The sequence below is a fragment of the Rhodococcus sp. 05-2255-3B1 genome (assembly GCF_002258545.1).
Lineage (GTDB): Bacteria > Actinomycetota > Actinomycetes > Mycobacteriales > Mycobacteriaceae > Rhodococcoides.
In genome coordinates this window covers 1-21262 of the sequence record NZ_NOZC01000029.1, presented here as the reverse complement: position 1 = coordinate 21262, position 21262 = coordinate 1, and the positions used below count along the sequence as shown (strand labels likewise).

23 protein-coding genes are annotated in these 21262 nt (G+C 65.1%); 9 read left to right on the top strand and 14 right to left on the bottom strand.

Going from position 1 to position 21262, the window contains the following annotated elements; genetic code table 11:
* Nucleotides 1-108 precede the first annotated feature (108 nt).
* The 4 genes from CH249_RS16760 (at nt 109) to CH249_RS16745 (ending at nt 4516) form a co-directional block, all read left to right on the top strand.
* Nucleotides 109-1044, top strand: a complete 936-nt coding sequence (locus CH249_RS16760; protein ID WP_256988355.1) for a WcbI family polysaccharide biosynthesis putative acetyltransferase — start codon at nt 109-111, stop codon at nt 1042-1044.
* Nucleotides 1041-3362, top strand: coding sequence for a glycosyltransferase (locus tag CH249_RS28500; RefSeq protein ID WP_256988354.1), 2322 nt, complete (start codon nt 1041-1043; stop codon nt 3360-3362). The genes CH249_RS16760 and CH249_RS28500 overlap by 4 nt, the downstream gene beginning before the upstream one ends.
* Before the next feature lie 85 nt (nt 3363-3447).
* Nucleotides 3448-3678 (top strand): hypothetical protein, encoded by a 231-nt coding sequence (locus tag CH249_RS16750; protein WP_230596994.1) that lies wholly within the window; start codon nt 3448-3450, stop codon nt 3676-3678.
* Nucleotides 3679-3691: 13 nt separating this feature from the next.
* Nucleotides 3692-4516, top strand: coding sequence for a CDP-alcohol phosphatidyltransferase family protein (locus tag CH249_RS16745; protein WP_094681551.1), 825 nt, complete (start codon nt 3692-3694; stop codon nt 4514-4516).
* Here CH249_RS16745 and CH249_RS16740 read toward each other — a convergent pair.
* Nucleotides 4464-5300 carry a YihY/virulence factor BrkB family protein gene (locus CH249_RS16740; protein WP_094681550.1) on the bottom strand — a complete coding sequence of 279 codons (837 nt, stop codon included), beginning with the start codon at nt 5298-5300 and terminating at the stop codon, nt 4464-4466. The two genes, CH249_RS16745 and CH249_RS16740, sit on opposite strands and share 53 nt — an antisense overlap.
* A 39-nt stretch (nt 5301-5339) precedes the next feature.
* Nucleotides 5340-5732 (bottom strand): OsmC family protein, encoded by a 393-nt coding sequence (locus CH249_RS16735; protein WP_032398274.1) that lies wholly within the window; start codon nt 5730-5732, stop codon nt 5340-5342.
* A gap of 212 nt (nt 5733-5944) precedes the next feature.
* Here CH249_RS16735 and CH249_RS16730 point away from each other — a divergent pair, with 212 nt between their 5' ends.
* Nucleotides 5945-6898, top strand: a complete 954-nt coding sequence (locus CH249_RS16730; RefSeq protein WP_094629387.1) for a hypothetical protein — start codon at nt 5945-5947, stop codon at nt 6896-6898.
* A gap of 65 nt (nt 6899-6963) precedes the next feature.
* Here the strand turns inward: CH249_RS16730 and CH249_RS16725 are convergent, their stop codons facing one another.
* Nucleotides 6964-8145, bottom strand: a complete 1182-nt coding sequence (locus CH249_RS16725) for a zinc-dependent alcohol dehydrogenase (RefSeq protein WP_094681549.1) — start codon at nt 8143-8145, stop codon at nt 6964-6966.
* Nucleotides 8146-8270: 125 nt separating this feature from the next.
* Between CH249_RS16725 and CH249_RS16720 the strand changes: the two genes are divergently transcribed.
* Nucleotides 8271-9278 (top strand): iron-containing redox enzyme family protein, encoded by a 1008-nt coding sequence (locus CH249_RS16720; protein WP_094681548.1) that lies wholly within the window; start codon nt 8271-8273, stop codon nt 9276-9278.
* On the opposite strand, the gene CH249_RS16715 is transcribed toward CH249_RS16720, so the two are convergent.
* Both CH249_RS16715 and CH249_RS16710 read right to left on the bottom strand, forming a co-directional pair.
* On the bottom strand, nt 9260-9424 hold the full coding sequence (locus CH249_RS16715; protein ID WP_082074008.1) for a CDGSH iron-sulfur domain-containing protein: 165 nt from the start codon (nt 9422-9424) through the stop codon (nt 9260-9262). The two genes, CH249_RS16720 and CH249_RS16715, sit on opposite strands and share 19 nt — an antisense overlap.
* Nucleotides 9425-9470: 46 nt before the next feature.
* Nucleotides 9471-10157, bottom strand: coding sequence for a HemK2/MTQ2 family protein methyltransferase (locus CH249_RS16710; RefSeq protein WP_094681547.1), 687 nt, complete (start codon nt 10155-10157; stop codon nt 9471-9473).
* A 202-nt stretch (nt 10158-10359) separates the two neighbouring features.
* Here CH249_RS16710 and CH249_RS16705 point away from each other — a divergent pair, with 202 nt between their 5' ends.
* Nucleotides 10360-10782: a hypothetical protein gene (locus tag CH249_RS16705; RefSeq protein WP_141214782.1), complete on the top strand. Its 423-nt coding sequence runs from the start codon at nt 10360-10362 to the stop codon at nt 10780-10782.
* Between the two features lie 47 nt (nt 10783-10829).
* Nucleotides 10830-12029, top strand: a complete 1200-nt coding sequence (locus CH249_RS16700; protein ID WP_094681546.1) for an NAD(P)/FAD-dependent oxidoreductase — start codon at nt 10830-10832, stop codon at nt 12027-12029.
* On the opposite strand, the gene glsA is transcribed toward CH249_RS16700, so the two are convergent.
* Nucleotides 11985-13232, bottom strand: a complete 1248-nt coding sequence (gene glsA / locus CH249_RS16695; RefSeq protein WP_094681545.1) for a glutaminase A — start codon at nt 13230-13232, stop codon at nt 11985-11987. The genes CH249_RS16700 and glsA overlap by 45 nt on opposite strands.
* A gap of 114 nt (nt 13233-13346) precedes the next feature.
* On the opposite strand from glsA, the gene CH249_RS16690 reads away from it, so the two are divergent.
* Nucleotides 13347-14345 (top strand): fumarylacetoacetate hydrolase family protein, encoded by a 999-nt coding sequence (locus CH249_RS16690; protein WP_179273191.1) that lies wholly within the window; start codon nt 13347-13349, stop codon nt 14343-14345.
* A gap of 4 nt (nt 14346-14349) precedes the next feature.
* Here the strand turns inward: CH249_RS16690 and CH249_RS28495 are convergent, their stop codons facing one another.
* The 8 genes from CH249_RS28495 to CH249_RS16650 form a co-directional block, all read right to left on the bottom strand.
* Complete coding sequence (locus tag CH249_RS28495; RefSeq protein ID WP_254923937.1) at nt 14350-14484, bottom strand: hypothetical protein; 135 nt, start codon at nt 14482-14484, stop codon at nt 14350-14352.
* Between the two features lie 151 nt (nt 14485-14635).
* Complete coding sequence (gene katG / locus CH249_RS16680; protein ID WP_230597033.1) at nt 14636-16816, bottom strand: catalase/peroxidase HPI; 2181 nt, start codon at nt 16814-16816, stop codon at nt 14636-14638.
* 79 nt (nt 16817-16895) lie between these two features.
* Nucleotides 16896-17375, bottom strand: coding sequence for a Fur family transcriptional regulator (locus tag CH249_RS16675; RefSeq protein ID WP_032397634.1), 480 nt, complete (start codon nt 17373-17375; stop codon nt 16896-16898).
* 157 nt (nt 17376-17532) lie between these two features.
* Nucleotides 17533-17802, bottom strand: a complete 270-nt coding sequence (locus CH249_RS16670; RefSeq protein ID WP_032397635.1) for a metal-sensitive transcriptional regulator — start codon at nt 17800-17802, stop codon at nt 17533-17535.
* A gap of 52 nt (nt 17803-17854) precedes the next feature.
* Nucleotides 17855-18274 carry a DUF302 domain-containing protein gene (locus tag CH249_RS16665; RefSeq protein WP_032397636.1) on the bottom strand — a complete coding sequence of 140 codons (420 nt, stop codon included), beginning with the start codon at nt 18272-18274 and terminating at the stop codon, nt 17855-17857.
* Between the two features lie 24 nt (nt 18275-18298).
* The gene (locus tag CH249_RS16660) at nt 18299-20452 is read right to left on the bottom strand and encodes an MMPL family transporter (RefSeq protein ID WP_373453517.1); all 2154 of its coding nucleotides are present in this window, start codon (nt 20450-20452) and stop codon (nt 18299-18301) included.
* Between the two features lie 166 nt (nt 20453-20618).
* Nucleotides 20619-21083 carry a MarR family transcriptional regulator gene (locus CH249_RS16655; RefSeq protein ID WP_052050232.1) on the bottom strand — a complete coding sequence of 155 codons (465 nt, stop codon included), beginning with the start codon at nt 21081-21083 and terminating at the stop codon, nt 20619-20621.
* Nucleotides 21084-21094: 11 nt separating this feature from the next.
* Nucleotides 21095-21262, bottom strand: a 168-nt coding sequence (locus tag CH249_RS16650; protein ID WP_143544527.1) for a biotin/lipoyl-containing protein, incomplete at its 5' end; no start/stop codon positions are given.

Genomic DNA, 21262 nt, shown 5'->3' with positions numbered 1-21262 from the left:
GTACCCAGTTGCACCCAGGTTCAATCGGGGTTGGCGAAGCCCGTCCCCCGGGTCTACGTTGACGAGAGAATGGTCCAACACGAACGAGCACACGACGTCGGGGCAAGCATGGACGGGCGCACCCGCCACTACGGCGACTTCTACGGCATATCGGACGAGCCGAGTCGCTCCGAGCACGACGGACCGCTCCTCCTCGTCTGGGGAAATTGCCAGGCCGAGGCGCTGCGCATCCTCCTTGCCTCCGATCCGGCCATGCCCATGCGGACCGTCCGCATTCCACCGGTGCACGAACTCGAATCCTCCGATCTGCCCCACGTCGACCGACTCGTGCGGCAGGCGTCGGTGCTGCTCACCCAACCGGTTCGAGCCGGCTATCGGTCGCTGCCCCTGGGCGTGCCCGATCTGGTCGACGCGCTACCGCCCGACGCCACCGTGGTGCGTTGGCCGGTGCTCCGATATTCGGGGTTGCACCCCTTCCAGGTCATCGTTCGCCACCCCAGTGCCCCGGCTGCAGTTCCGAACATGGTGCCCTATCACGACTTGCGCACGATCCTCGCGGTCCATCGCGGCCTCGGCAGCGACGCGGACTGGGACGTTCCGGTCTCGGAGGACGGTCTACGTCGGGCAGCCGATGCCAGTCTCGACGAGTTGCGTCGACGCGAGGACCGAGACACCGATATCGTTGCGTCCGACCTGTTTCGAGACGCGGGCCGCCATGCCACCCACACGATCAACCATGCGACCAACGTGGTGCTCACCGGCCTGGCTCAGCGAGTACTCGACCACCTGAACACCGGTAGCACGGTCCGGGATCCAGGGCGGGAGCTGCTCGGAGGTGTTCGCGCGCCCGTCGAGGGTCGAGTGCTGAATGCGCTCGGCCTGCACGGCGATCCACGGCCGAACTGGTCGGTCGACGGCTCCGACCTGACGCCGGATTCCGTTCACCGCGCTCACCTGCAGTGGTACGCAGCTCGTCCCGAATTCGTCGGCGCGGCCCTCGAACGACACGCCGAGCTGATCCGAACCCTGGAGCTGGCACCGTGACCGGACCGGTACATCATCTGGTGGTGGGACCGAACGAGCACGGGGTCGTCCGCTGCGCCCGCGAATTGGCCTCCGCAACAGCCAGTCCGGTGATCTCCGGACTCGAGCATCTTGCCTCCGACACGGCACTCCACGTGCACTTCACCGACCGGCTGTTCGGACGTAACGCAACCGAGGCCGCAGACGCATTCGCTGCGCTCGCCGAACGCCATCGAGCGCCCATCACCGTCACGGTCCACGATGTGCCGCAGGCATCCGACGGCCACTCATTCGAGGCGCGGAAGGACTGCTACCGACGGGTGATCGACTGCGCGGCAATCGTGGTGGTCTCCAGCATGCACGAGCGACTACTGCTCGAGGACATCCTGGATCGCCGGCACGACGTTCGGGTCATCCCGCTCCCGATCGGACGCGCGGCGGAGCGGACAGCAGACGGCGTCGCCCCGCGAAAGGTCGTCGGTGTACTCGGGTTCGTCTATCCGGGTAAGGGGCACGAGGAGGTACTCGGTGCCATGACGTCGCTGGACACCGACGTCGACGTTCTCTCCATCGGTTCCGCGTCACCGGGACACGAATCCATGATCGACGAACTCTGTTCTGCTGCAAAGCAACTCGGCCGATCGTTCACCTCGACCGGTTTCGTTCCCGACGCCGAGCTGGACGAGATCCTGCAGTCGGTCGCCATTCCCGTTGCGTTCCACCGACATGTATCGGCATCGGGTTCGATCAATTCCTGGATCGCGGCAGGCCGTCGACCACTCGTCCCGCGGGGTCGGTACGTGGAGGAGATGGAGACCAACTCCCCCGGGGCCCTGTGGATTCACGACAATTCGATCGAGGGCCTCGCCGCTGCGATGGCAGAGGCTCTACGCCATCCCGACATGACATGGCAGCAGCACGACGTGGTCGCCTACCCCACGCTCGAGCAGGCGGCCGTGCTGTACCGCGCACTGTTCGACGAACAGCGTGCGAAAGCGGCCAAGGAGCTGCCCGACGGCCGGTGGGTGGTACCGGGCAATCGGTGGGATCTCGCCCCGTCTGTCGATCGCAACCCGCGAGTGTCCGTGGTGATTCCGTACTTTCGTCAGCAGCGTCAGCTGGAGTACGTACTCACTGCGCTGACGTTGCAGAGCTATCCGGCCACCCTGCTCCAGGTGATCGTCGCCGACGACGGGTCGCCCGACGCGCCGGACGTCGATATCTTCCTGCCCGCTCTCGACATCACCGTCGTTCGACAGGAGGATCGCGGCTTCCGTGCAGCGGCGGCGCGCAATCTCGGTGCATCGGTCGCCGACGGGGAGATTCTGTGTTTTCTGGACGCGGATACGGTCCCCGAACCCGAGTACATCGCGGAGTCGGTGCGGCTGACCGGGGCAGTTCCCGATGCGCTCACCGTGGGTCGGCGACGCCACGCCGATCTGACGGGCTGGACCGCCGAGGACGTGGCCGGGTGGTTCGGCGGAGGTTTGCACGGACCGCCGGAACTGTCGGAGCCGGGGTGGCTTCGGGACGGGTACTCGCGCTCACGCGACTTGCTCGATGCGGATCGACGTTCGTACCGATTCGTCATCAGCGCCGTGATGTCGTGCAGCCGTGAATTGTTCTCCGACATCGGTGGATTCGACGAGACCTTCGTCGGATACGGCGGAGAGGACTGGGACTTCGCGCATCGCGCGTACGACGCCGGTGCCGTCCTGGCGCACCTGCCTGCCGCCGTCGCCTGGCACGACGGACCCGAATGGGCCGAGCGTACGGGCGGGGATCGGGAACGCAAGAACCTCGAAGCGCTGATGCTGTCTTCCCGCATCACCGACCCGGCCGCTCGTACCCACGGTCTCGTCTATGCCGTGCCCGAGACGATCGTGGTGGTCGATGCAACCGGACACAGCTCGGCGTCACTGCTGTCCACCGTCGGATCGGTTCTGCGCCAACATGACTGCGCGGTGTGGATCGACGGTCCCGACGCAGCGTCGTTGCGAGAGCAGTGGGGTGACGTCGACCCGCGCATTCGTTCGGGTCGGCCCGGCGACACCGGCCGCAGCCATATCGTCGTGCACGTGCGCGGACTCGTACTGTTCGGTGAGCACTCTCTGCGCCGCATGCTGGCAACCGGTGCCGATCGTATGACCGTGGACGTCGGCGGCAGCGGCGTCGTCGAGTGTCGCAGTTCGCGTTCGCGGACGCGCGCGGCGCGGTGGGCCGATGCACTCGGTCGTGATCCGCTCGACGTGGCCGAGGATCTCTTCGGGCACATGCACCGCACAGCCGTCGAGTTCGGGATCTCGACCGGTGAGCATCAACCGGATCTGTCCTGGTGACGTCGAATACGGCGCGGCGGCGACTGATGGAAGAATATGTATCGGCGGTCGTCGGGGACGACGGAACAGCAAGGTCGGGTGGACGATGAACAGAACGCTGTATTCGATGCTCTGGATGATGGCGATCATCGCTCTCATTGCATTGATCTGGGGCACAGTCGGTTACGTGTACGCCGATGAACACCCACTGCGCCGTGCGGCGTTCGTCGGTGGCGGAGTACTGATCTCGGGATGGCTCATCGTGCTCGCAGCCGTGGGCATCAAGATCTCCCGACTGAAAGCGCGCCGCAGAGCGAGCAATTCCGAGAACGACTGACGAGTCCGCCGAGGTGCGGATTGAGAACGCCGTGGGCGGGTACTCCGCTCCGAAGTCTCGACGCGCAACAGCCGGTCACCTGCTCGTCGAGTTCCTCTCAGTCAGTGGCGAGCAAGGGTTCTCGATGGTCAATCAGCGCAGTACGTCGCAGCAGCACGGAACGTCGGCACGGCCGGCGACTCGCGACGAGTATCTGTCGACGTGGTCGACACTGCACAACGGCATCGATCCTTCCTCGTCCGCGTTGGTCTCGGGTTGGCTTCGCGTGGTCTATTCGCTGAGCGCGCCGCTGGTTCGCGCGTCCGTCTCCGCCCACGCCGTCACCCTCGCCGCTGTGGTCGTGGCAGGGGCTGCAGTGGCGCTGTCGCGACCCGGTACCTCCGCACCGTTGATCGCGGCGCTGCTCATCGTGATCTCCGGCCTGCTGGACGGCATCGACGGCGGGGTCGCGATGATCGGCCGTTCCCAATCTCAGTGGGGGTACCTGCTCGACACCGTCGCCGATCGCTGCAGCGACCTGCTGCTGTTGGCAAGCGGTCTCGCTCTGGGTGCCCCGATGCCGCTCGTCGTCGCGGTCGGCGTGGTGACGTTGCTGCACGAGATGGCCCGTGCCCGCGCGGTGGGTTCCGGCATCGAGGACGTCGGCTTCCTGACGATATGGGAGCGTCCCTCGCGGGTGATCGCGGCTGCGGTCACGGCGACGGTCGCCGGGGCAGCGCCTGCTGCTGCGGGAACGTCGGCGACCATCGGGATGTCGGTGACGTGCGCGCTCGCCGCCGTCGGGTTCACCCAGTTGATGTTCGGGCTGCATCGTCGAGCCGATCGAATTCGGCGGTGACCAGCCAGCCGGCGAGTGCCAGTACATGGAACACGAACATCCACAACATGATTGCGACCCCGCCGCCGATCGCGGTGAGGCCTCCGAACGGCGCACCCAGGTCCACCGGTATCGCCAGGAACAAGATGAATCCGTGTACGAATCCGGTGACGATGGACGAGGTGACGAGTGATCCGACGATCAACGCCCGCCAGTTCACCGCGCGTGGCGCGATCACGCGATAGGTCCAAGCCAGGGGGACCGACAGGATCACCCACAGGCAGTTGAAGCCGAGGAACACGCGCAGCGTCATGGCACCGATTCCGCCGCCGCCGGTCGACGCGTCGAGCAGCCGCGCGACGCAGAGGACCCCGGCCAGCAAGACCGGTGCGGCGGCGAAGAACGGGACCATCGCCAGTCGACCCCGCCAACCGGTGAACGACTCTCGTGTCGGTGCGAACCGCACGATGGCCCGGCGCAGGCCCTCCCCGTAGAACGTCGCGGGAAAGATGGCGATCAGGACACCGATCGGGCCGAGTTCGATTCCGGCCGTGGCCAACTCATCCACCGCCGCGCGAGCACCCAGGGCGTCGGGCAACAACGCCGACATGGCGTCGAACCCGCCGCGTACCCAGTCCGCCGACACCAACAGGGTGCAGGCGCGGATGGTCAGCAGCAGTAGCGGCACCACAGCGATGACGGCGTAGAAGGTCAAGCCGCCCGCGATCAAGGTGGTGTCCTCGCGGGCGAACCCGGCTTTGATCGCGCCGACTGCGCGCGTGGCCCTTGTGCGTATCGAGGTCATCTCGCGCGAGCACCGAGTAACGCGCCGACCGCAACGGTGTCATTCAAGGGTGATGTCCACACCATCGATGACCTTGAGAAACGGGCAGATCGAGGTTGCCTGCGCCAGTACCGCTTCGGGATCGTCGGTGCCGGGAAGAGATACTGCGAGGGCGAACGTGGCGTCGTAGCCGGATGCATCCGAGTCGGTGAGTACGACGGTGCCCTTCACTGCGAGGTCGTCGACGCTACCGCCGACGGTTCCGAGCGCGATACGCAGAGACTCGACCAGGCAGCTCGACAGAGCGGCAGCCATCAGTTGCTCGGGGTTGGTGTGCTCCCCCGGCCCTCCGAGTTGCTTCGGTTCTCGCACACCGAGGGACAGAACCCCGTCGTCGGAGGTGACTCCCGTCGCGGTGGCAGAGACAGTTGCTGTGTACAGCTCGGTGTTCATCGACGTCGGATGTCCACTCGGCAGCCGATCGAAACCGGCGGAGTCCACGCGCCGGGGTCGAGACCGAGGGGTACGTGTCGATGTTCACACATCGGATACATCAGTTTGACCGAACCTACCGACGGGTAACGCTGCTGTCAGGGCCGAGCATCACGCTGTGACCCACAGGCATCGGCCAGAGCAAACGACCACCGAACCGAAAGGGGAGCACCATGAGCACATCCACGTTGATCGCGCAGTTGCGTGTTGCACTGCAGTTGACGAACACCGAAATCCAGATCGCGGAAACTCGCGTCGTTCAGGCGCGCACCGAGGCGGTACGCAGGGAGTTGACTCAGAACGCCGCGAACGGCCGTGAGCGCGCGGCAGCCATCGAAGAAGCAATCCGCGGACTCGGCGGACTGCCCGAACTGGTCGCACCGTTCCTGGGGCGCACACTCGCCGCCGTCAAGACGGTCGCGGAGCAGGCGCAGCCGTTCGACGAGGCCCTGCTGGGCGATCTCGCACTCGAGCAGCAGCTGCTGGGCCGCGCCAAGTACATCAAGGCACTGGCCACGGCAGCGAACGAGCCCACCGTCGTCGCGTTGGCCACCCGGCTGGCCACAGCACACAGCGCAACGGTGGAGTGGCTCGAAACCGTGCTCGCCGAAGACGCACTCGGCGGACCCGCAGCGCTGCGCCGCACTCCGTTCCAGGCCGCTACGGGCACCGCAGTCAAGATCGTCAATGCTCCGGCAACCTGGTCGGCACGCGGTCTCGACCGCGCACTGGACGCAGCCCGAGCCACCCCGGATCGCCTCGCCGCTCTGCTGGGCCGCGGAGCTCACGCCGGTGACGTGGCAGTCAAGACGCTGACGGCGAGCCGCGATGCAGCACTCGAGGCAGCCGAGGACGTCACTCGTAGCGAGGGAGTCGACACCGTCGCCGACGCGATCCACACCGCACGGTCGGCCAGCGGAACCCTGGACGCCGACGAGCTGCCGATCGCGGACTACGACGACCTGAACGTCTCGGACGCCGTTGCCGCCATCAAGGACCTCACGAACCCGACCGATGTTCGCACCGTCGTGGCGTACGAAGAGGCACACAAGAACCGCCACGGAGTCGTGTCCGCAGGACAGACGCGCGTGGCAGCAATCGCCAAGGATGTCATCTCGATCGACTGACCTTCTGCGAATACCGATGCGGCCCGTGAACTTCCGGGCCGCATCGCTGCATTCGAAGCAACCCGCTAGGGTTTGAGCAACACCTTGATGGCACCGTCCTGCTTCTTCTGGAAGATCTCGTATGCGTGCGGGGCTTCTTCGAGCGAAAGCTCGTGCGTGGCAAACGAATCGACACCGAGCGGGTCGTCGTCGCCGAGCAGCGGCATGATGTCGTCCACCCACCTCTTGACGTTCGCCTGGCCCATGCGGAGCTGAATCTGCTTGTCGAACATGGTCATCAGCGGCAGCGGATCGGCCATACCGCCGTACACACCGATGATCGAGATGGTTCCGCCGCGTCGAACGATGTCGATCGCAGAGTACAGCGCGCCCAGTCGATCGACACCGGCCTTCTGCATCATCGGCGCAGCAACGGCATCGGGGAGCATGCCGACGATCTGCTGAGCGAGTTTGCCGACCGGAGATCCGTGCGCCTCCATGCCCACCGCATCGATGACGGAATCGGTACCCCTGCCGTCGGTCATCTCACGAATGACGTCGCCGACGCCACCGCTGTGCTCGGCCAGGTTCACCGTCTCGATACCCCGTGCCGCGGCGCGGGCGAGGCGCTCGGGGACCAGGTCGACGGCGATCACTCGTGCGCCCTTGTGCTGCGCGATGCGTGCTGCCATGTCGCCGATGGGTCCGAGACCGAGAACCGTCACCGATCCCCCGTCGGGAATCGCCGCGTACTCGACCGACTGCCAAGCGGTGGGCAGTACGTCGGAGAGGTATACGAATCGCGAATCCGGCGGTCCCTCCGGCACCTTGATGTGCGTGAATTGCGCCTGCGGCACGCGGAGGTACTCGGCCTGCCCACCGGGGACCTGACCGTAGAGCTTGGAGAAGCCGAACAGTGCCGCGCCCATTCCCTGTTCGCGAACCTGTGTGGTCTCGCACTGGGTGTACAGGCTCGAATTGCACATGTAGCAGTGTCCGCACGAGATCTGGAACGGAATGACCACTCGGTCTCCGACTGCCAGATCGCCTGTCTGCGAGCCGACTTCCTCGACGATGCCCATCGGCTCGTGCCCCAGAACGTCACCTTCGTCTATGAAGGCTCCGAGCGTTTCGTACAGATGCAGGTCCGAGCCGCAAATGTTGGTGGTCGTGATCTTCACGATCGCGTCCGTCGGAAGTTCTATCCGCGGATCGGGAACGGTGTCGACGCTGACTTTTCTCTTGCCCTGCCAGGTCACTGCGCGCATGACGTCCTTCCATCGAAGCGACTTCGAAGTTCGATGTCGCTGCATTGCGCATTGCCTGTTGTGACAGGTCACAAACACATATGCCTGCAGTGGTTGGTACCGCCCGGCAGCGGGTAGCCACCACTATGACCGCGTTGTTCTCCGTCGATCCGTCCACCGCTCGATCTCCCGCCCTACCCACCCCCTGCGGGCCGATCTCGGAAGCCGTCACCCGGTCGCTGGCCGCGGGTGTGCCGACCGGAACCCCGGTGATGCCCGATCCGATCGAGGCCGATCCCACGACCCGAGACGCGCAACTCGCGCTTCTGATCTGCTACGAACTGCACTACCGCGGGTTCGAGGGCGTGGACGACGCCTGGGAGTGGGACCCCGAGCTCCTCCGCCTACGAGGAGGGCTGGAATCCGCTTTTCTGCGATACGTGCGAGAGAACGTGGAACCCGGCACCGACGCAGTGGCGGAGATGGACGCGCTGTCGATCGAAGCGACCTCGGGGAGCGGCCCCTCGTGGTTCCTTCGCGACGAAGGTTCGTGGGAGCAGATGCGTGAGTACTTCGTGCACCGGTCCGTCTACCACCTCAAGGAAGCCGACCCGCACGCGTGGGCCATCCCCCGTCTGACGGGCCAGACCAAGGCCTCCTACGTCGCGGTCGAATTCGACGAGTACGGCGGCGGCAAGGGCGACCGCCTGCACCAGCATCTGTGGGCCGAATCGATGGTGGCGGCCGATCTCGATCCGACGTATCTCGGTTACGTCGATCGCGTCCCGGCACAGACACTGGCCTGGGTCAATCTCATGTCGTTGTTCGGTTTGCATCGAGGGCTGCGCGGTGCCACCGTGGGCCACTTGGCGGCAACCGAAATCACGTCGTCGCCCGGCTCGCAGCGCTACGTGCAGGGACTGCGGAGGCTCGATGCACCGTCGGCATGCATCGCGTTCTACGCCGAGCACGTCGAGGCGGACGCCGTGCACGAGCAGGTGCTACGTCACGATGTGGTCGGCACTCTGCTTCGCCACGAGCCCGAACTCGAAGCAGATGTGGTGTTCGGAATGCGCGCACTGGATTTCGTCGAGAACGAACTCGCCGACCACGTGATGCGGCGATGGTCGGCCGGTCAGTCCTCGCTGGACTGAGAGGGTCGCCTCTTCGCGCGGTGGCTCGTGTCGCACAGCGGATAGCTCTTGCTCCGCTTGCACGTGCACACCGCAACGACGAAGCGGTCCGACTCCACTTTCGTGCCGTCGTCGAGTTCGATGTTCACCGGTCCGTCGATCAGCATCGGGCCACCGCGAACGATTCTCACCGTCGTCCGCTTGCCGGCCGAGTCATCGCTTGTCGCCACGAATCACCACCAACTCCTCCGTTCGACGCCCCGGAGCCAACAGACCGCGGGCTTCGAGCCACTCGGCACGGCGGTGCATCACCGGGCCGAAATCGATGGATTGCCTGCTCTCTTCGACGACCGAGAATCCGTTGTCCGCGAGCATGTCGACGGTGCGTCGCGGCCCCGAGAACTCGGAATGTACGACCAGCAGTATCCCACCCGGAACCAACAGCGAGGCGGCTGCCAGACACAGCGGGTCGAGCACCATGCGGCCGTCCTCGCCTGCGTCCCAGGCCCGGTGAAGCCCCATTCCGGTCGGCTCTGCCTCGGACGGAACGTACGGAGGATTGCACAGCACGACGTCGAACGATTCGAGTGCGTCCGCCTCGGCAAGGGAACCCAACCTGACGTCCACCTCGACGCCCACCGAGCGCGCGTTGCGCTGCGCGCAGTCGACGGCCCGTGCGGAAATGTCGAACGCGACGACCTCACGCGCACCCAACAGTGCGGCGGTGATGGCCACGGCACCGCTGCCGGTGCACATGTCGAGCACTCGCGCACCGGGAACGATGCCCGTCGTGGCGGCGATATCGCACAGCAGTAGCGAATCCTCCTGCGGTTCGTACACTCCGGGATCGGCGTGCACGGCCGCCAGGGTTCTGGCGGATTCGGTTTCGGCTGTCGTCATCGGCGTGCCTCCCACGGTGTAGCGATCGAAGTCGTATTCCCGTGAGACTCGCAGTCAAACCCGTTGCTGTCTCGATGCTTACGATCCGGCCTCCCGGGGTAGTCCTGTCGAGCGTGGTTGAGGAGTAGCCCGCCGTCCCCGAATGTCGACTGTCGATTTCTCACGTGCACCCGGTGGGGAGTTCGGCTGCACAGGAGTGTCCATGATCGTCGTACCGTCCATTACGCCACGCCTCGCGGAAGTCGTTCCGTCGCTGTCCGAGTCGTCGAGTCTCGAACCCGAGATGACGCTGTCGGTGAACGAGAGCGCGGGTGCCGACATCATCGTGCGAGTGATCGGAACGATCGGTGACGCGGACGTCCCCGTTCTCGCCGAAACACTCGGCGAGGCCGCCGAACGCGGACGCACGTTGATCCTCGATCTGTCCTCGGTGGCAGGCGTCGCCACAGGCGTCCGCTCCGTGCTCGACGCCACCTCCATCCGACTCGGACGATGGAATCAGAAACTGGCAGTGGTGCTTTCACCAGATCTGCAGCAGTCCGTCATCGGTCTCGTACCGGAGCGAGTCGACGTTCGTCGCTCGACGACCGAGTCCGTGGCGGCACCGGCAGCAGACACCAGGTGATCCGTTCGGCGACGGTATGGCCTGCCGATTCGCGAGAGGTGTCGTAAGTGACCACCCCGAGCAAGACCTACGACGTGCTCGTCGTCGGCGGAGGCAACGCAGGCATCAGCGCGGCTGCGCGGCTGCTGAAGAAGGGCATCTCCGACGTCGCTGTCATCGAGCCCGAGCAGGTGCACACGTATCGTCCACTGCTGTCCTACGTGGGCTCCGGTCAGGCAGCGCTGACCGAGGCGGAACGCACACAGCGGTCGGTGATTCCGACCGGATGCGTCTGGCTGGAAGACTCGGTGACAGCGATCGATCCGGTGAACCGTCTGGTGCGATGCACGTCCGGCAGGGCGTACGGCTATCGAGACCTCGTTCTCGGCCAGGGTCTCGTGGTGGACACCGACGCCCTGCCCGGAGTACACGCGGCACTCGAATTCCCCGGTGTTGCAAGCAATTACCTCGACCGAGCAGAAGCCACCTGGCAACTGACACGCGATCTCCCCGTCGGCAGCAGTGCTGTGTTCACAGTGCCCCGCCCACCGGTGGGCTGTACCGGCACCACGCTCAAGCCGTTGTTTCTCGCAGCGGACCACTGGATGCGCAGCGGGCACCTGCCGGGAATCGACATCACACTGGTGGTGGATCGACATCGAATGTTGGGCAATCCCGAGCTCGACGCCATCGTCGTCGGGCGACTACGCGAACTCGGCGTGCGAATACTCCCCCGCACCGCAGTGACGGCTCTGCATCCGGAGACCGGACACATCACCGTCACGGACAACGACGGCGTCGACGATCGCATCCGCTACGACATGCTGCACCTCGTACCGCCGTTCCGCGGTCCGACGTGGCTGGAGGAGTCGAACCTGACCGGATCTGCGGCGCACGGTGTCGTCGACATCGACGGTCGGACTCTGCGCCACCGGGCGTATCCGGAGGTCTGGGCCGCGGGTGACGGAGCAGCCATCGACACCGACTCCTCGGGTGGCGCACTGCGCAAACAGATCTCGATTCTCGTCGACAATCTGATCGCAGCGCGTAGCGGGAAACCGTTGTCGGAGTACGACGGCTACACCGTTGCCCCCATCGCCGTCGGCGCACACAGCTTGATCGCCGCCGAGTTCGACCGCACCGGAACCCTGACGCCGTCGTTGCCGTCGTTCCTCGATTCGCTGAAGCCGAGGCGCTCCGCCTGGGCCTTCGACCGATACGGCCTACCGCTGTCCTACTGGAACATGATTCTCGCCGGCCGACTCTGACCGGTCGGGCGACTCCATGAACCCGTCGGGGTCGTGAGCGACGACCCGATGTCCGTCGTCGTCCAGGGCGCGAAACGCATCGCGCAGGAGCCGTCGAGCCGCGCCGTCCATGGCACGTACCTCACTGAAATCGACCGTGGTACAGGTGTTGTCGCCGACATCGGCGACCAAACGGGACGTGACCGCCTCTGCACCCGCGAACCGAAGATCGCCCTGCAGCTCCACGGTGGTCACGCCGTCCGCCTCGGTCACGCTGCGGATGGCCGATTCACCGCTGGGCGCGACGTGCATCATGTGCAGGCCCAGATCGCGCGAGAGTCTCTCGAACACCGCCACCCCGCGCACACTGTTGCCGTGCTCGTTCAGTCTGGGTGAGACGACGGCAATGCCCACCTGACCCGGCAACACTCCGATGATCGCCCCGGCCACCCCGCTCTTGGCGGGTATACCCACCGTCGCGAGCCAACTGCCACTGCCGTCGTACATTCCACAGGTCGCCATGACCGCCAGTACGTGGCGATCGATCGCCGAATCGAGTGTCTGTTCGCCCGTCCGAGGATCTTTGCCGCCGTTCGCCATCACCGCGGCGATCCGGGCCAGGTCGTTACAGGTCACGGTCACCGCACACTGACGCGCATAGCCGTCGACGACATCGGCGGGCTCGGCTCCGAGGTGGCCGACCGACTTCAGCAGGTGCGCGATCGCGGTGTTCCGGTCGTCGGATTCCAGTTCGGCCTCGTACACCTGACGGTCGACGGAGAGTTCGCGGCCTGCCATTTTGCTCAGAAGGGCCGACATTCGCCCCGCCCGCTCTTCGCTCCCGTGGCCTCGAATCATCGAATGCACCGCCAGCGCACCGGCATTGATCAACGGGTTCCGCGGCCTTCCGGTCTCGGCTTCCAGCGATATCTCGTTGAACGAGTCGCCCGACGGTTCGACGTCGACGGCCTCGAGCACCGCCTCGATGCCGTTGTCCTCGATGGCGAGCGCATACGCGACCGCTTTGGCTATCGATTGGATCGAGAATTCGGTGTCGGTATCGCCCGCTCCGTGCAGCGATCCCCCGACGGTGGCGAGTGCGACCGCGAACGTGTCGGGATCCGATGAGGCCACTACCGGGTTGCCCTCGGTCACGGTCCCGCCGTCGAACTCTCGACAGTCCTCCAACACGGATGCGAGGTATTCGGGAACAGGCGATCTCATGTGTCCACGCTAGTCCTCGACGAACAGGCCTTGACATCGCGGCCGTACTGCCGCTTACACTCCTGGTTCCTCAACCGTTGTAGGGCCCCCTCCCGCGAAGATCGGATTCCTGACGTGCGATTGCGACGCCTGATCGCTGCCGACTCGACAGATCGTCTGGCCGTGTACGCACCCGAGTCCGGTGCCTGGGTCGATCTCGATGCCGCAGTGTCGACGCTGGGTGCCGACGAGGCTCTGCGCCCACTCACCCGCACGGTGCTCGGATTTCTCGACGCCGGCGAACGTGCGCGCGACTCGGCTCGGTCCGTGGTGCAGCGCGCGGTGTCCGAGGGAGTTGCGGTGATCGACCGACCGGCACCGACACTGCCGGTGGTTCCTGCGTCGCTTCGGTGCTTCCTCGGCTGGGAGGCGCACTGGGATCTGGCTGCGCACAACCTGGTTCGCCGTAACCTCCCGAGAGCTGTCCCCTTCATCCGCGGGTTCGAGGCCGTCACACGGTCGACGTTTCCTGCACTCCGTCCGGGACCGGGGTTCGACGACCATCCGGTCTACTACACGGGCAATCACCTCACCGTCGTCGCCGACGAAGCTCCGGTCGAGTGGCCGTCCTACAGCCGGGCACTGGATTTCGAGCTCGAGTTCGGAGCCGTGGTGACCAGGCCCGTTCGCGACGTGACCGAGCGGGAAGCCACCGCTGCGATCGGTGGGTACGTGGTGTTCGACGACATCAGTGCTCGCGACACCCAGTGGGAGGAGCAGCGCCGCACCCCGTTCGGCCCGGTGGTCAAGACCAAGACCTTCGCCAGCTCCATGGGAGCCGACATCGTCACCGCCGACGAGGTGTCACCGTATCTGGACTCGTTGACGGCCACCGTGACGGTCGACGACGAAGTGTGGTCGACCACGGGCACCGCAGGCATGCGGTACTCGATCGGAGAATCACTCGCGTACGCCAGTCGCGGCGAGAACGTCTACCCCGGTGAGCTGTTGACCTCCGGCACGCTTCCCCGCGGATGCGGCCTGGAGCTCGACCGCTGGATAGCCCCGGGCGATCGCGTCGAACTGAGCATCGAACGGATCGGGTCGGTTACCAACACGATCGGTACTCGCTGAGGATTCAGCGCTCGATGTCGGATTTGTCGGTGGAGGCATCCTGGAACATCTCCAGGAACGACCCGAAGCCGGATGCTCCCTTGCGTGATTCGTCCATGTTGTGGTCGACGGCTCCTGCCGCCCCCTCGTCGTGTGTCATGTCTTGTAGCTTGCCGCTCGCAAATTGCAGCGAGCCGGGGACCGAGGACACGAATCGGCAACGAAAGGTCACGGACCGGTAACGACGAACTCGAAGCTATGGATGGATCGAGCACGGTTTCCATCCATAACTTCGAGTTCGGTAGAGAAGGTCAGGCCAGCTCGAACCGATCGAGCATCATGACCTTGTCCCACGCCGCCACGAAGTCCTGAACGAACTTGTCCTTGGCGTCGTCGCAGGCGTAAACCTCGGCGAGAGCGCGCAATTCGGAGTTCGATCCGAACACCAGGTCGTTACGGGTTCCGGTCCACTTCGTCTCACCGGTCGCGGCATCCTTGGCCTCGTAGATGCCGTCCTCAGCGGTGGGGACCCATTCGGTGCCCATGTCGAGGAGGTTGACGAAGAAGTCGTTGGTGAGCGTTCCGACCTTGTCGGTCAGGACGCCGTGCGACGACTTTCCGAAGTTGACTCCGAGCACACGCAGTCCGCCGACCAGCACGGTCATCTCGGGTGCGCTGAGCGACAACAGGTTTGCCCGATCGACGAGGGAGTACTCCGCCGGAAGCTTCTGGCCCTTACCGAGGAAGTTACGGAAACCGTCCGCCTTGGGCTCGAGGTCGGAGAACGAATCGACGTCGGTCTGCTCCTGCGTCGCATCCATGCGGCCCGGGGTGAACGGAACGCTGACTCCCGCCGCTTTCTCCAGTGCGGCAACGCCGCCGAGGACGACGAGGTCGGCGAACGAAACCGTCCCGGAGAACGACTGTTGGATGCCTTCGAGCACGCGGATGACCTGTGCGATCTCGTCGGGCTCGTTGACCTCCCAGCCTGCCTGCGGCTGCAGACGCAGACGGCCACCGTTGGCACCGCCGCGCTTGTCGCTGACGCGGAACGACGACGCCGCGGCCCACGCAGCCGAAATAAGCTGGTCCTGAGTCAGTTCGGAGTCGAGGATCGTCTGCTTGAGCTCGGCGATCTGCGCCTCACCGATCAGCTCGTGATCGACGGCCGGGATCGGGTCCTGCCAGAGCAGGGTCTCCGAGGGAACCTCGGGGCCGAGGTAACGCGACACCGGTCCCATATCGCGGTGGGTGAGCTTGAACCAAGCCTTCTGGAACTCTTCTGCGAGCTCCTCGGGGTGGTCGAGCCAGCGACGGGTGATCTGCTCGTAGATCGGGTCGACACGCATCGCGATGTCGGAGGTCAGCATCGACGGGTGGCGACGCTTGGTGGGATCGGCGGGGTCGGGAACGAGATCTGCGCCCTCACCGTTCTTCGGACGCCACTGGTGCGCGCCTGCGGGGCTCTTGTAGAGCTCCCACTCGAATCCGTACAGCGTCTCGAGGAAGCTGTTGTCCCACTGGGTGGGCGTGGGCGTCCAGATGACCTCGAGGCCACTGGTGATCGCGTCCGCACCGACACCGCTCTGGTAGCTGTTCTTCCAGCCGAGGCCCATCTGCTCGATGGGTGCACCCTCGGGCTCGGCACCGATGTGCTCGTCGGGATCGGCTGCGCCGTGCGTCTTGCCGAACGTGTGCCCACCGACGGCCAGTGCCGCGGTCTCGATGTCGTTCATGGCCATCCGGCCGAAGGTCTCGCGGATGTCCAGCGCGGACTGCACCGGGTCCGGGTTGCCGTTGGGGCCTTCGGGGTTGACGTAGATCAGACCCATTTGCACTGCGGCGAGCGGGTTCTCGAGGCTCGTGCGATCACCGTCGTAACGCTCGTCGCCCAGCCAGGTCTGCTCCGGGCCCCAGTAGACGTCCTCGTCCGGCTCCCAGGCGTCGACGCGTCCGCCGGCGAAACCGTAGGTAGGCAGACCCATCGATTCGATCGCGACGTTGCCGGTGAGCACGATGAGGTCGGCCCAGGAGAGCTTGCGGCCGTACTTCTGCTTGATCGGCCAGATCAGCCGGCGAGCCTTGTCCAGGCTGGCGTTGTCCGGCCAGCTGTTCAGGGGTGCGAAGCGCTGCATGCCCGCTCCGGCACCGCCGCGTCCGTCCTGCTTGCGGTAGGTGCCCGCGGCGTGCCACGCCATGCGGATGAAGAAGGGGCCGTAGTGACCGAAGTCGGCAGGCCACCAGGGCTGCGAGTTGGTCATGAGCGCTTCGATGTCGCGCTTGACCTCGGCGAGGTCGAGGGAGTTGAACTCGGCGGCATAGTCGTAGTCGGCACCCATCGGGTCGCCGACGGCCGGGTTCTTCTTCAGAATCTTGAGGTTCAGAGACTTGGGCCACCACTCGCGGTTGCTACCGCCCTCGACGGGCATCGGCATCGAGTCGTGCATGACGGGACACTTGCCACCCGACTCCTGCGGCTGATCCTCGTTCATCTCTTTTTCGCGTGTTGTGTGATCTTCTGACACGTGCTTCCTTCCAGGGTGTGACGATCGGGCTGTGATCGAGGTCGGTTCACGAACTCTGCTGTGTCCGAGAACCGGGAGGGAACGAAACAGGAGCTGTCGACTGCCGTCGAGCAGTCGAACACTGTGCGCAGAAGCCCCAGTAGATGACTTCCGCCTCGTCGATCGTGAAACCGACGGAGTCCGATGCGGTGAGACATGGCGTTTCGCCCACCGCGCAGTCCACGTCGGCGATGACGCCACAGGAGCGGCACACCGCGTGGTGGTGGTTGTCGCCGACGCGAGATTCGTACCGAGCGGGAGATCCTGCCGGTTCGATTCGCCGCACCAGGCGCGCCGCGGTCAACGCATTGAGCACGTCGTACACGGTTTGCCGCGACACCTCGGGCAGCACCGATCGCACGAGTCCGAGGATCGTGTCGGTGTCTGCATGAGGATTGGATCCGACGACCTCGAGCACCGCGACCCTGGGACGGGTCACGCGCATGTCGGCGGTGCGTAACAGCTCCGCGTACGGTGAGATCGGCATCACAGCAATACTATCCTCCGCTTTTCTGGACAAAGTCAAGTATGCAGACGAATTCGCCGGATGTCGACCTGGACGCCGAACAACAGCGCCGTCACCGAGCAACCGCGACTCCTACTGTTCGCTGTCCCTACACTCCTCGGTTGGATTCGGGACGGGATCAGGCCAGTGCCAGGAACAGCTTCTCCAGTTCGGCCTCGGTCATCGGCTCCTTCTCCCCCGCACTCTCGCCCGTCATGCATTCACGCAGGCCCGTTGCCACGATCTTGAATCCGGCCTTGTCCAGCGCTCTGGAAACAGCAGCGAGCTGAGTGACCACATCCTTGCAATCGCGTCCGTTCTCGATCATCCCGATGACGCCGGCGAGCTGACCGTGCGCGCGCTTGAGCCGGTTCAATACCAGTGCGATGCTGTCTTCGTCGCCGATCATGTCGATCTCCTCGGTGGTTGCGGTAGTGAACCCGATGGTACCCCCGGGGGCATCAAGCGAGATCGGATCCGGTACCGCCCAGTGCCGCGATCGCCGCCTGCAATTTCACGGTGGCCTCGGAGGCGACCGCACCCAACTCGGGCTCACCGGTGACCTCGACCATGATGGCCGGGTTCATCGCCTCGACGACGACGGACCCCGCTACCGACGTGTTCTCGCGGACCACGACGTTGCACGGCAACAGCAGACCGATCTGCTTCATCACTCCGACGGCGCGATGAGCCAGTCCCGGGTTACACGCGCCCAGGATCACGTAGCGCTCCATGTCCTCGCCGAGCTTGGCCTTCAACGTGGCCTGCATGTCGATTTCGGTGAGAACTCCGAATCCCTGCTCCGACAACGCCTTTCTCGTGCTCTCGATCGCGTCGGCGAAATCGGTGTCGGTCAGTGTGGTGGACAATGCGATGTTCATGATGACTCCTCGAAAATTGTTGTGTCAGTGCGAAAAGCGAATGGAGGGCAGCACCGCACGCAGCCACGCCGGCGACCACCACGCGCCTTGTCCGGTCAGCCGTAGCAGGACCGGAAGCAGGACGAGCCGAACCAGGAACGCGTCGAGCAGTACCGCAACACCCAGGATGATGCCCATCTCTTTCGGGGGCAACGGATCCGACAGTGCGAACGTGAAGAACACTGCCACCATCACCGCCGCTGCGGCAAAGATGACTCGCCCCGAGTGGGCCAAGCCGTCGACCTGAGCAGCCTTGGAATCGCCCGAGCGTTCGTAGTGTTCCTTCGCGGTGGCCAGCAGAAAAACCGTGTAGTCCATGGCGATCGCGAAGATCATCGCGAAGAAGAACACCGGGCCCCACCCGTCCAGGAATCCCTGCGGGGTGAAACCGAGCAGTGACGCGCCGTGGCCGTCCTGGAAGATCAACTTGGCAACTCCGAAGGCCGCCGCCGTGGACAGCAGGCTCACCAGAGTGCCGAGCAGCGCGATCAGCGGAGCCTGCAGCGCGACCAGAAGCAGCACGAACCCGAGGACCAGGATGATCCCGACGACGATCGGCAGGTAGTCGTTCAGAGCCTGCTGAAGGTCCAGGTTCTCCGCGGGTGCTCCGCCGACGAGTGCCGAATCGGGCAGCGTGGATCGCAGATCGGCGAGAATGGTACCCATCGATTCGTCGGACGGATCCACCGACGGAATTGCCTGCAGCAGAGCAAATCCCGAACCGTCAGCTGCACTCTGTGGCGGCGTCACCATCGCGATCCCGTCGACCCCGGCAGCGGCGGTCGCGGTGCCGAGAGCCTCGGCGTCGGGAACCACGATCTGCAGCGCTCCCGGTACACCCGGCCCGAACTGGGCCTGTACGAGCTCGTAGCCCTGGCGCACCGGTGCGTTCTCGGGCACCACCGCGATCGACGGCATCGCCACCTTCAATCCCAGCACAGGTAGGGCGAGGGCGATCAGAATTCCCACGGAGACGACGGCGAACGGCCACGGGTGCTTGTGCAACAACTCGCCCCAGGCCGCGAACTTCGGGGATCGATGTTCCTGCCGCTTGGCGTACGGCAACGAGGCGGCGTCGACCCTGGGTCCGAGCGCGCCCAACGCCGCAGGGAGCAGTGTCATGGTCGCCAGCAACACGAAGGCAACGGCCAGCATGATTCCGACAGCCATCGTGCGCACCGCAGGCGCGGGGACCAGCAACACTGCGGACAGACTCACCAGCACCGTCAGCCCGGACAACACGACGGCTTTGCCTGCGGTGTCCATGGTTTCGGCCACCGCCGCCCGAGGGTCTGCGTGACGCAACGCGTCGCGGAATCGAGCAACGACGAACAGCGCGTAGTCGATTCCCAGCGCGAGCGCGAACATCATCGCGAAGTTCATGGCCCACACCGAGATCGGCGTGACTCCGTTGAGCAGAACGAGACCACCAGCCGATGCGACGAGACCGGCAACGGTGAGCAGCAGCGGCAATCCGGCGGCGACGAGTGATCCGAACGCAAGCACCATGATCGCCAATGTGACCGGCCACGAGAACAATTCGGCTTGGATCATCGCGTCGTGGTTCGCCTGGTTGAAGTCCGACCACAGGGCCGACGAACCGGTGGGGTACACCTCGATTCCGTCGGTCGAGAGCGCGGTCAACCGCTCCTTCACATCGTCGACGGCCTTCACCATCTCGTCGGTCGTGCCGTTCGCCCCGGCGATGACGATGCCGGTTCGGCCGTCCGGGCTGATCGTCATCCCCGGTTGCGGCGCAACGACGTCCCCGAATCTGGTGTCACCGGCGAACACATCGGACACGTCGGCAATCACGTTCCGAACAGCGGGATCGGTGATGGGTTCTGCGTCGGAGTGGACGACCACCTGCACCGCGGCGGAGGAGTTACCGCCGAAGTGCTGCTGGGCCAATTCTCGAACCTGAACGGATTCGGATCCGTTCGCCTGCCATCCCGCTCCGGCGAGGGACGAGAACACCGAGGGCGCGAACGAACCGAGGCCGACGAGCGCGATGAGCCACACACCGAACACCCACCGTCGATGGGTCACCATCGCCCCGCCCGCACGGCCGAGTAGGCCCGGCGCGGCTACCGGCCGATCATCCGGTGGACGAAGAACTTCGGCATCACGCAGCGACATGGTGCTCCTATACGGGCGGGGGTATCGATCGGGGCAGACGAACCCCCGGATCGATCGAACGTGCCCACCTTCGCACATACCCAAGGGGGTATGCAAGTACCCCTGGGGGTATCACCCCAGGGGTACTTGCACTCAGAGCCGACGGCCCGGTGTTGTCACCTGCCGGTCAGCGCCGACCGTTCCACTGCTTCTCGATGCCGCGCAACACCTCGAGCGTCCGAGCAGAATCGGCATCGACTGCCATCCTCGACCGAGCGCGTTCGAGCGCACGCTCGGCCCGAGTGACCGCACGGTGCCCCGAGTCGGTGGCCTCGACCATGTACTGCTGCCGATTTCGCGGATTGGCGCTCCGCACCAACAGCCCCGACTCGACGAGACTGGCCGTCGTGGCGGTGATACTCGTCCGGTGCCGCACCAACTCCCGCGACAGCGCACTGTAGGACATCGGCCCTCGCCTGGACACCAGTTCCAGCACCTCGTACCTCGCCCAGCTCAGCCCCTGCGCGTCCAGCGCCTCCGCCAGACGGACCCGCGCGGCCGACGCCATGCGCAGCACCGTGGACACGATTTCGAGTTCGGTGGAATGCACCGGCGAGGTACCACCGTCGAACGATTCAGCGATGGCAGTCATCGGACACTCCCCTACTTGATCTCTGCGAGGACGGTGCCTTGGGTGATGGCGTCGCCTGCGGTGACGGTCAGGCCGGTGACGGTGCCTGCTTTGTGGGCGTTGACGGGGTTTTCCATCTTCATCGCTTCCAGGACGGCGATGAGGTCCCCGGCCTCGACGGTGTGGCCTTCGTCGACAGC